General features: G+C 68.0%; 10 protein-coding genes. 2 read left to right on the plus strand and 8 right to left on the minus strand.

Annotation, left to right across the window (positions count from 1 at the left end; all coding sequences use genetic code 11):
* The first annotated feature begins 129 nt into the window (after window positions 1–129).
* Window positions 130–1,065, plus strand: coding sequence for a BPSS1187 family protein (locus ABF821_RS17615; RefSeq protein ID WP_415530998.1), 936 nt, complete (start codon window positions 130–132; stop codon window positions 1,063–1,065).
* A 48-nt stretch (window positions 1,066–1,113) separates the two neighbouring features.
* Here the strand turns inward: ABF821_RS17615 and ABF821_RS17620 are convergent, their stop codons facing one another.
* From ABF821_RS17620 to pdxH, 8 genes are all read right to left on the minus strand, one after another.
* Window positions 1,114–1,602: a DUF934 domain-containing protein gene (locus tag ABF821_RS17620; protein WP_415530999.1), complete on the minus strand. Its 489-nt coding sequence runs from the start codon at window positions 1,600–1,602 to the stop codon at window positions 1,114–1,116.
* The gene (locus tag ABF821_RS17625) at window positions 1,589–3,283 is read right to left on the minus strand and encodes a nitrite/sulfite reductase (RefSeq protein WP_183007732.1); all 1,695 of its coding nucleotides are present in this window, start codon (window positions 3,281–3,283) and stop codon (window positions 1,589–1,591) included. The genes ABF821_RS17620 and ABF821_RS17625 overlap by 14 nt, the downstream gene beginning before the upstream one ends.
* Window positions 3,276–3,614, minus strand: coding sequence for a DUF2849 domain-containing protein (locus tag ABF821_RS17630; RefSeq protein WP_415531000.1), 339 nt, complete (start codon window positions 3,612–3,614; stop codon window positions 3,276–3,278). The genes ABF821_RS17625 and ABF821_RS17630 overlap by 8 nt, the downstream gene beginning before the upstream one ends.
* A gap of 152 nt (window positions 3,615–3,766) precedes the next feature.
* Window positions 3,767–5,644 carry an adenylyl-sulfate kinase gene (gene cysC / locus ABF821_RS17635; protein ID WP_415531001.1) on the minus strand — a complete coding sequence of 626 codons (1,878 nt, stop codon included), beginning with the start codon at window positions 5,642–5,644 and terminating at the stop codon, window positions 3,767–3,769.
* 26 nt (window positions 5,645–5,670) lie between these two features.
* On the minus strand, window positions 5,671–6,465 hold the full coding sequence (gene cysD / locus ABF821_RS17640) for a sulfate adenylyltransferase subunit CysD (RefSeq protein WP_415531002.1): 795 nt from the start codon (window positions 6,463–6,465) through the stop codon (window positions 5,671–5,673).
* Window positions 6,466–6,521: 56 nt separating this feature from the next.
* Complete coding sequence (locus ABF821_RS17645; RefSeq protein WP_415531003.1) at window positions 6,522–7,205, minus strand: phosphoadenylyl-sulfate reductase; 684 nt, start codon at window positions 7,203–7,205, stop codon at window positions 6,522–6,524.
* A 137-nt stretch (window positions 7,206–7,342) separates the two neighbouring features.
* A complete protein-coding gene (locus tag ABF821_RS17650) occupies window positions 7,343–8,227 on the minus strand; it encodes a universal stress protein (RefSeq protein WP_415531004.1) in 885 nt (294 codons plus the stop codon).
* A 42-nt stretch (window positions 8,228–8,269) separates the two neighbouring features.
* Window positions 8,270–8,878: a pyridoxamine 5'-phosphate oxidase gene (pdxH, locus tag ABF821_RS17655; protein ID WP_415531005.1), complete on the minus strand. Its 609-nt coding sequence runs from the start codon at window positions 8,876–8,878 to the stop codon at window positions 8,270–8,272.
* A 170-nt stretch (window positions 8,879–9,048) separates the two neighbouring features.
* Between pdxH and fabI the strand changes: the two genes are divergently transcribed.
* Complete coding sequence (fabI, locus tag ABF821_RS17660) at window positions 9,049–9,888, plus strand: enoyl-ACP reductase FabI (RefSeq protein WP_182975500.1); 840 nt, start codon at window positions 9,049–9,051, stop codon at window positions 9,886–9,888.
* The last annotated feature ends 53 nt before the right edge of the window (window positions 9,889–9,941 follow it).

Here is a 9,941-nt window from a genome sequence, read left to right on the forward strand (position 1 = left end):
GAGAGGGTGGGAAGGGTTATGGAGCGGGGTGCGCAAAGGGGCGTGCAGGGTATCTGGAGAGGGGCGCGCATGATATGGTGCGCATGGTTCATTTTGGTTCGCGAACGGCGAGCCGGAGACATGACGGGCATGCGTGGCGTCGCTGGAGTCGTTCTCTTTGTCTGCCTTCTTTCATGTGTGCGGGTGCCCGTCGCTCTGGCGACGGATTGGGCGGCGCGGATGGTCGAACATGATGTCGCGCCGCAGGACACGGACCCGGCCATCCGGAAAACCGATGCCAATAATGTGGCGGCCTATCTGCCCGATACGGGGGAGAGTGGTCGGCTTCTGGTCTTTTTCGGGGGCGCGCCGTCTCTGCGCCGGTCTCCGACCATTCCGTTTCTGGCCGATGCGCTGACGCGGCATTATCGGGTGCTGATGGTCGATTACACGTATAATCCGCCCGGTGTGCAACTCTGCTCCAGCGGGCGGGACCCTTGCTTCGAACAATACCGCTACGCGAAGATTTTCGGCGGGGCGCCGATGCCGGGTCTGAGCATCGCGCCCTCGGAAGGGCTGGTGTCCCGGACGGCGGCCATGCTGCGCTATCTCGCGCGTGAATGGCCGGCGGAACATTGGGATCGCTACCTCGAAAACGGGCAGCCGCGCTGGGGCGACATGACCGTGAGCGGATTTTCGCAGGGGGCCGGGCTGGCGGCGTTTCTGGCCACGCGGATTCCGGTCGGGCGTGTCGTTCTGCTGTCCAGCCCCTGGGATCATTACCAGCAGACGGGGAGCCTTGCTGCGTGGCTGTCCGGCCCGTCCGCCACGCCGGGCGCGCGCTGGTGGGGCATGTATTCGGCGCATGAGGCGCAGGCACCGTGGATGGCAAAGACCTATGCGGCCCTGGGTCTGGCGCCCGACCATATCCGCATCGTGACGGATGCCGCGCAATGTGCGCCGCGACCCGGCGTGTTCATGCCCAACCATTGGGCGGTCGCGGAACTGGGATGTACCCCGCGCGACGAGGCGGGGCGTTTCCTGGAACAGCCTCTATGGGATGCGGTTCTCGGCTCCGGTGGCTGAAATCCGGTGAAAGAATGCGATGAGGGCTGGTGAGGGCTGGCCGGGCGGTTAGAGAACGCGCCGCAATGCGAAGCCTTCGGCGCGTTCGCCACGGACCGACGGCTGATAGGCGATGCGGAATCTTGTGTGAGCACGAGCCCAGATTTCCGGATCGCTGCCGGCGGGCAGGGCGACCGTGGAGACGCCGCAGCGCAGGAGAAATTCGTACTGGTCGGGCAGGGGCTTGCCGGTGGCGCGGATTTCGCCGGTGAAATGCAGATGCTCGCGCAGGGCGCGGGCCTGGCTGAAGGCGCGGCCGTCGCGGAAGATCGGGAAGGTGACCGCCACCAGCGACAGGCGGGGCAGGGCGGTGCGCAGCGTGTCGATTTCCGTGTCCGGCGCGAGGGCTACGCCCAGTTTTTCGCCGGGCGCGCGGGCCAGCCCTTCCTCCAGCCGGGAGAGCGGTACGATGACCGGGCCGGTGGCGGGGAGGGGGGAGTCCGCGTCGAGCGTCGTCCAGGTGTCGGGGACGAGCTGTCCGTCTTCAAGCAGGGGCATAGACGGCATCCTTGAACAGGGCGGCGCCCAGGCGCCGGTAGGTATCGAGGAAGCGTTCGCCCCCCGTGCGGTGGACCAGATAGGCATCGACCAGGCGCGCGATGGCGTCCACCGTCGCGTCCTCGGGCAGGGCCGGGCCGAGAATCTGGCCGACCGAGGCGTCGCTGCCCGGCGAGCCGCCCAGCGTGAGCTGGAAGAATTCCTCGCCCTTCTTGTCCACGCCCAGAATGCCGATATGGCCGGCATGGTGATGGCCGCAGGCATTGATGCAGCCGGAAATCTTGATTTCGATCGGGCCGATCGTCTCCTGGAGTTCGGGACTGGCGAAGCGGGCGCCGAGTTTCTGGGCGATCGGGATCGACCGCGCATTGGCCAGCGCGCAGTAATCGAGGCCGGGGCAGGCGATGATGTCGCCGATCAGCCCGATATTGGCCGAGGCGAGGTCTGCCGCGCGCAGGGCCTGCCACAGCGCATGCAACTCGTCCTGCCGCACATGGCCCAGCACGAGATTCTGCATGTGCGTGACGCGGATTTCGCCGAAGGCGTAGCGGTCGGCGAGGTCGGCCACCGTATCCATCTGCGCCGAAGTGGCGTCGCCGGGGATGCCGCCGGCGGGCTTGAGCGAGATGACGGCGGAGATGTAGCCCGGCGCGCGGTGCGGATGCGTGTTGGTGCGCACCCAGCGGTCGAAGGCCGGGTCGGCGCGGCGGGCGCGGTCGAGCCGGGCGGCCGCGTCGTCGGGCGCGTTCAGGTCCGGCGTGCCGAAGCGGGCGCGGATGGCGGCGACCGTCTCGGGCGGCAGGCGGTAGCGGGCGCGGTTCATGGACGCGAACTCGGCATCGACCTTCTGGCGGTAGCCTTCGGTGCCCAGCGCCTGGACCAGGATCTTGATCCGCGCCTTGTAGATATTGTCGCGGCGACCGTACTCGTTATAGACGCGGACCATGGCTTCCAGATAGGCCAGCAGGTCTTCTTCCGGCAGGTCGTCGCGCAGGTGCACGCCCACGATGGGCGTGCGGCCCATGCCGCCGCCGACGAAGACGTCGAACTGCGTGCCGCCGTCGGGGGCCGGCTTGGCCACCAGCCCGATATCGTGGAAGCGGGCGGCCACGCGGTCGTTGGGGCTGCCGCTGATCGCGATCTTGAACTTGCGCGGCAGGAAGGTGAATTCCGGATGCAGCGTGGACCATTGCCGCAGGATTTCGGCATGGACGCGCGGATCGACCAGTTCGTCCTGTGCCGCGCCGGCGAACTGGTCGCAGGTGACGTTGCGGATGCAGTTGCCGCTGGTCTGGATGGCGTGCATGTCCACCGCCGCCAGCCGGGCCAGGATGTCGGGCGTGTCTTCCAGCCTGATCCAGTTGAACTGGAGGTTCTGGCGGGTGGTGAAATGGCCGTAATCGCGGTCGTAGGTGCGGGCGATATGGGCCAGTTCGCGCATCTGCCGGGAATCGAGCACGCCGTAGGGGACGGCGATGCGCAGCATGTAGGCGTGCAGTTGCAGATACAGGCCGTTCATCAGGCGCAGGGGCTTGAACTCGTCCTCGGACAGGGTGCCGGCGATGCGGCGGGCCACCTGGTCGCGGAACTGTTCCACCCGGTCGGCCAGGAAGGCGCGGTCGACCTGATCGTAGCCGTAATGCCCGACGGGCAGCGCGGGTGCTGGGATGGTGTCAGGCATGGGCTTCGAGCTCGGCTGCGGGCGTGAAATCGGGATGGACGGTGGGACCGAAGGCGCGGATGCGCTCGCGCACCGTGACGGGGGTCGGCGCGGCTTCGTCGGATTCGATCTGCACGCCGTAGACGCCGACCAGGCCGTCGGCCTGCTGGCGGGCGGCGGCCTGGGCGATGGCGGCCTCGATCTCCGCGTTCGGGATGATCCGCGCGTCATGGATCATGGGGGACCAGTCGCCTTCGGCTACCTGCCAGACGATGCGACCGTCCAGCAGCCGGTTGGCGGTGATCACGCTCGAACCGCCGGCTACGCGGCGGTTGTTCCTGACATCGCTCACTGGTCCGTACCTCTTATGTCCGATCCGGCCGATGCCGACAGGATGTCGCCCCGTTCTACAGAGGCATTAGGGGTTTCATGCGCGCAATACAAGAGGAATGCACGATTGTTAATCGTGCATTGCGCTCTGTCTATCTGCCTCGGCCCGTCCGCTCAGGAGCGGCGGCGGGTGGCTTCGGCCAGTGTGACGCTATCGGCCACATAGCCGGCCAGACGGTCCGCGACGTCGCCCACGCTGCCGGCACCGGTGGGCAGGTGCAGGTCCGGTGTGGCCGGAACGTCGTAGGGCGCGTCGATGCCGGTGAAGCCGCTGATCCGCCCGGCGCGGGCGGCCTGATAGAGGCCCTTGGGGTCGCGGGCCTCGCAGGTGGCCTGATCGGCATCCACGAAGATTTCGTGGAAGCCTTCGCCCACGACCTGACGCGCCAGTTCGCGGTCGGCGGCGCGCGGCGAGATCAGCGCCACCAGCACCACCTGACCGGTTTCGGCCAGGATGCGGGCGACGGCGGCGGCGCGGCGCACGTTCTCGGTGCGGTCGGCCTCCGAGAAGCCCAGATCGGCGCACAGGCCGGCGCGCAGCGTGTCGCCATCCAGCACCGAAACGTCGATCTTTTGCGCGAACAGGCGGGATTCCGCCGCGCGGGCGATGGTGCTTTTGCCCGCGCCGGGCAGGCCGGTCATCCAGAATACGCCGCCGCGATGGCCGCGCGCCTGCGCGCGGTCCCACAGCGAGACGGTGCTGTCGGTGGGGTGGATGGCCTTGGTGCCGCTGGCGATTTCGGCCGGGCCGATCAGCGGCGCGCCGCCGACGATGCGCTGGTGACGATCGACCAGCACGCCGCGCCCGTCGGTGGTGCCGGGGGTGAAGGCGTCGAACAGGATGCTCTCCGACGCCGCCAGCGTGATCTCGGCGAAGCCCTCGGGCGGGACGTGATCGGATGCGTGTTCGGTCAGGTCGTCCAGCCGCACCACGGAATCAATCGAGGCGACGGTAACCTGATGTTCGGCGGTGGCGAGGCGCAGGCGGAAGCTCTCGCCCACGCGCAGCGGCTCCTGCCGCAGCCAGAACAGGCGCGAGCGGATGCGCGCGGTGCGGATCGGCGCTTCGTCCGGCCGGTGCAGCAGGTCGCCGCGATCGGGGATGACGTCCGGCTCCAGCGTGATGGCGACCGACTGGCCGGCGACGGCGGAAATCTGCGGGGCGGTGTGCCAGCTTTCGATGGAGGCGACGCGGGCGGTGGTGCCGTGGGTGCCGATGACCAGCGTGTCGCCGACCGAAACACGGCCGCGCTCGATGCGGCCGGCGACCACGCGCTTGCTGTCGAAACGGTAGACATCCTGCACCGGCAGGCGCAGCGGCAGGTCCGCGCGGCCGGCGGGGGACGGGACCAGGGCCAGGGCCTCGGTCAGGGTCGGGCCCTTGTACCAGTCCATCCGCGGGGAGCGGGAGGCGATGTTGTCGCCCTCGCGCGCCGAGGCGGGGATGAACAGGCTGGGTTCGATATCGAGTTGTTTCAGCAGGGCGGCGACCGCCTGTTCCGAAGCGGCGATCTTGTGCTCGTCGTAATCCAGCAGGTCCACCTTGTTCATCAGCACGACGACGTGGCGGATGCCGATCAGGCGCAGCAGCATGGCGTGCCGGCGCGTCTGTTCCTGCGCGCCCTCGGCGGCGTCGATCACCAGTACGGCGGCCTCGGCATCGGCGGCGCCGGTGATCATGTTGCGCAGGAACTGGCGGTGGCCGGGGGCGTCCACGATCACGAACTGCCGGTTGCCCAGCAGGAACGGGATGCGGGTGGAATCGACGGTCACGCCCTGGTCGCGCTCGATCTGAAGGCTGTCGAGCAGGAAGCTCCACTCCACCTTCAGGCCGCGCTTGCGGCTGGATTCGATGATCTGCGCCACCCGGCCCTCGGGCAGATTGTCGGTGTCATGCAGCAGGCGGCCGATCAGGGTGGATTTGCCGTGATCGACATGGCCGACGATGACGATGGGGGTGGCCGCGTCCTGGCGAAGGATATCGTTGCTCATGATGTGTCTCGATCCGTCCGCTGGGTTCACAGATAGCCGGCGACGCGCAGCCGCTCGAACGCATCTTCCGATTCATGGTCCATGGCGCGGCCGGCGCGCTCGGAGGTGCGGGTGGTCTGCAACTCCGCGATCACTTCGGCCACCGTCGCGGCCTCGCTCTCGATCGGGCTGGTGATGTCCTGATCGCCCAGCGAGCGGTACCGCTTGCCGTTTCTGGAGAAATACAGATCGACCAGCGGGATGCCCTCGCGCTCGATATAGCGCCAGATGTCGATCTCGCGCCATGACAGCAGCGGGTGGACGCGGATATGCACGCCCTCTTCATGCGGGGTGGCGTACTGGTCCCAGAATTCGGGGGGCTGGTTGCGGACATCCCATTTATGGCTCGATCCGCGCGGGCTGAACACGCGCTCCTTCGCGCGGGTGGCCTGCTCGTCGCGGCGGATGCCGGCGATGACGCCTTCCAGCTTGTATTTCTCGATCATCGTTGCGAGGCCGGCGGTCTTGCGCGCGGCGGAGCGGGCGGCCGGAGGGAGCGTCGGGTCGATTTCCTCGACCGGCGGACAGTCGCCCAGCAGCAGTTCCAGCTCCCACTTTTTCACATATTCGTCGCGGAAGCGGTACATCTCGGGGAATTTCTTGCCGGTATCGACATGCATCACCGGGAACGGCACCCGGCCGAGGAACGCCTTGCGCGCCAGCCAGAGCATGACGTTGGAATCCTTGCCCAGCGACCACAGCATCGCCAGCGGCTTCAGCTTCCGGTACGCCTCGCGCAGGATGTAAACGCTCTGGGCTTCGAGTTGGTCGAGATCGTCCATGGGGGCGCTACCTTGCAGGTTCGGCAAAAGGGGGGCGGGGTCGTCGCGGCGGGTGGTCAGGCGTGGATGCCGCATTCGGTCTTGGCCAGTCCGGCCCAGCGGCCGGCGCGGGGGTCCGCGCCTTCGGCGACCGGTTGCGTGCAGGGCGCGCAGCCGATCGAGCGGTAGCCCAGGGCGGCCAGCGGGTGACGCGGCAGGGCGCGGCGGGTCATTTCCGCATCCAGTTCCGCCGCGGTCCAGCGTGCCAGGGGGTTGATCTTGAAACGGCCGTCGGCCTGCGGCTCGATCACCGGCAGGTGGGCGCGGGTGGCGGCCTGGCTGCGCTTGCGGCCGGTGATCCAGGCGTCGAACGGGATGATCGCCGTGTCCAGCGGTTCGACCTTGCGCAGGGCGCAGCAGGCGTCCGGGTCGAACGCCCAGAGCTGGCCCTGCGGGTCGCGGGCCGCGATCTGGGCCGGGTCGGGGTGGATGTCGCGCACGCCGGTCAGGCCCAGATGCGCGATCAGCCGGTCGCGATAGGCCAGCGTCTCGGGGAAATGCTGCCCGGTTTCCAGGAACAGCACCGGCACCGAAGGGTCGATCTCCGCCGCCATGGCCAGCAGGACGGCGGATTCGGTGCCGAAGGACGACACGAGGCCGATGCGCCCGCGCGGCATCGCCCCCAGCGCCGCGCGCAGGATCGCCGGCGCATCTTCGCCGGCGGCGTCTATGGCATGGATGATCGACGGTTCAAGACCCACGGTGCAGACCCATATTTCTCAATGCACGAGGTGTAATCGTGCTTTGAGTGGCATCTAATCCTTCCTTGATCCATATTCAAGTGAAATATACGTCTGATGGTCGTGGTATTTGGGCATGGCACCAATGATGAGAGGGATCAACGACTCATCAGCACGGGGATTTCGGCATTCTCCAGAACGTGGCGTGTAACGCCGCCGAGAATCAACTGGCGCAGGCGGGAATGGGAATAGGCGCCCATGGCCAGCATGTCGGCACCGAAATCGTGGCAGGCGGCCAGCAGGCTGGCGCCCACCGTCTCGTCCGGGTCGCCGAATTCCACCAGGTCGGCGTGGATGCCGTGGATGGTGAGGTAGTCGGCGGCGTCGCGCGCTTCGGGGCCGCGGCGCTGGTAGTCGCCGGAATAGAGGATGCGCACGGCCCCGGCCTCGGCCGCCCAGGGCAGGATATGGTGCAGGGCCGCCGTGGATTCCGACGTGCCGTTCCAGGCGATGCAGATCCGCCGGCCGGCGGTGGCGGGCACGCGGCGGGGGGCGATGACGACCGGCCGGCCGCTGTCGAACAGGATGGCGTGCAGGGTTTCGGACGACGAGATTTCCTCGCCCGAATCCGGGTGGGGGACCACGGTGACATCGGACAGGCGGGCGCGGTAGGTCACGACCTCATGCTCGCGGCCCGTCATGGTGACGAGGCTGGCCGAGGCGGTGCCGACGGGGTTGCCGGAGAAGGGCGGGATCGTGTCCGTGACCTGCACGCCGTGGGCGGCGGTGAAGCGGTCGAAGATCTCGCGCACCGCCAGGGCGCGGCGGGAGCCTTCGCGCTCGGCGGCGGACATCATGTCCTCGACCATCGCGCCCGACAGGCCCTCGCCGGCCAGGGGGGCGACATCGCGGCTGTCGGCGCGCACATGCAGCCCCGCGATGTGGCCGCCGAACTGCCGGGCGAAGAGCAGGGCGGTGGCCAGGGCGGCCTCGGCATTGGAGGTTCCGTTCAGAGGCAGCAGGACTTTCTGTATATTTTTCAATGTTATTCTCCAGAATGCCAGGAACGTGGACGGGGAAAGGGGTCAGGGGTAGAGGCGCGTGGTCTCCCATGCCGCATCCGGTGCCGGGCGGCGCCAGACCGCCCGGTCGTGCAGCCGGTGGGCGCGATTCTGCCAGAATTCGATCCGCTCCGGAATCAGGCGGAAGCCGGACCAGTCGGCGGGACGGGGGATGGGCGCGCCTTCGGGGTAGCGGGCCTCTTCCTCGGCCAGCCGATGCTCGAACAGCGCGCGGTCGGCCAGGGGACGGGACTGGTCGGAGGCGATGGCGCCCAGCCGCGACAGGCGCGAGCGGCTGGCGAAATAGGCATCGGCCTCCGCGTCCGTGACCGGTTCGACCGGGCCTTCGATGCGGATCTGGCGCATCAGGCTCTTCCAGTGGAACAGCAGGGCGGCCTGCGGGTTTGCCACCAGTTCGCCGGCCTTGCGGCTTTCGAGGTTGGTATAGAAGACGAAGCCGCGCCGGTCGGCGCCCTTCAGCAGGATCATCCGCACCGACGGGCGGCCGTCGGGCGTGGCCGTGGCCAGGGCCATGGCATTGGGATCGTTGGGTTCGGCGGCTTCGGCCGCGCGCATCCAGTGGGCGAACAGGGCGAACGGGTCGGAGCCCAGGTCGATCAGCGGCGTGGTCATGACGGTCGGTCCCATTCTGGCCGGGCGGGAGGCGGAGACATGGCCGGCATGCCACGCATTCGGTGAAACCGGGGCTGCACGGCCGCTCGGACCTTGTCCGACGCGCGCGCTTGTGCAACCACGGCGCCAATCCGATCATGCCATATTCCATCCATTCCGAGGATTCTATCATGTCAGATGGCGCGTCCAAAGCCCCGCCCGCCGGCACCCTGATGAAGGGCAAGCGCGGCCTCGTAATGGGTGTGGCCAATGACCGCTCGATCGCCTGGGGCATTGCCAATGCCGTGGCGGCCCAGGGCGGCGAACTGGCCTTTACCTACCAGGGCGAGGCGCTGGGCAAGCGCGTCCGCCCGCTGGCCGAGCGCGTGGGGTCGTCGCTGGTGCTGCCGTGCGATGTGTCCGACGACGCGGCGATGGACGAGACCTTCGCCCGGATCGAGGAAGAATGGGGGCGGCTCGACTTCCTCGTCCATGCCATCGGCTGGGCGGACAAGCAGTTCCTGCGCGGGCGTTACCTGGACACGCCGCGCGATGCCTTCCTGACCGCGATGGACATCTCCTGCTACTCGTTCACCGCCGTGGCGCGGCGGGCGGCGCGGCTGATGACCGATGGCGGCTCGATTCTCACCCTGTCCTATCTCGGCGCCGAGAAGGTGATGCCGCATTACAACGTCATGGGCGTGGCCAAGGCGGCGCTGGAAGCCTCGGTGCGTTACATGGCCGCCGATCTGGGTGGCGACGGCATTCGCGTCAACGGCATCTCGGCCGGGCCGGTCATGACGCTGGCGGCCAACGGGATCGGCGATTTCCGCTATATCCTGAAATGGAACCAGTACAACGCGCCGCTGGAGCGCAACGTGGCGCTGGAAGAAGTCGGCGGGGCGGGGCTGTACATGCTCTCCGACCTGTCGGGTGGCGTGACCGGCGAGATCCATCATGTGGATTGCGGCTACAACATCGTGGGCATGAAGAACCCCAAGGCGCCCGACATCAGCGTCACCAACGACTGAAAACCTGACCGGAAACGGGCGCTGGCGGCGATCCGACGCGCGTTTCCTGCGCT

Origin of the sequence: Gluconacetobacter sp., from assembly GCF_047721585.1 — a bacterium.
Taxonomy (GTDB): Bacteria; Pseudomonadota; Alphaproteobacteria; order Acetobacterales; family Acetobacteraceae; genus Gluconacetobacter; species Gluconacetobacter dulcium.

Excerpts from the sequence above, each read along its gene's own strand:
- ABF821_RS17615 (WP_415530998.1), top strand. The coding sequence starts at position 130 with ATGCGTGGCGTCGCTGGAGTCGTTCTCTTTGTCTGCCTTCTTTCATGT.
- ABF821_RS17620 (WP_415530999.1), bottom strand. The coding sequence starts at position 1,602 with ATGCCCCTGCTTGAAGACGGACAGCTCGTCCCCGACACCTGGACGACG.
- ABF821_RS17625 (WP_183007732.1), bottom strand. The coding sequence starts at position 3,283 with ATGCCTGACACCATCCCAGCACCCGCGCTGCCCGTCGGGCATTACGGC.
- cysC (WP_415531001.1), bottom strand. The coding sequence starts at position 5,644 with ATGAGCAACGATATCCTTCGCCAGGACGCGGCCACCCCCATCGTCATC.
- cysD (WP_415531002.1), bottom strand. The coding sequence starts at position 6,465 with ATGGACGATCTCGACCAACTCGAAGCCCAGAGCGTTTACATCCTGCGC.
- pdxH (WP_415531005.1), bottom strand. The coding sequence starts at position 8,878 with ATGACCACGCCGCTGATCGACCTGGGCTCCGACCCGTTCGCCCTGTTC.
- fabI (WP_182975500.1), top strand. The coding sequence starts at position 9,049 with ATGTCAGATGGCGCGTCCAAAGCCCCGCCCGCCGGCACCCTGATGAAG.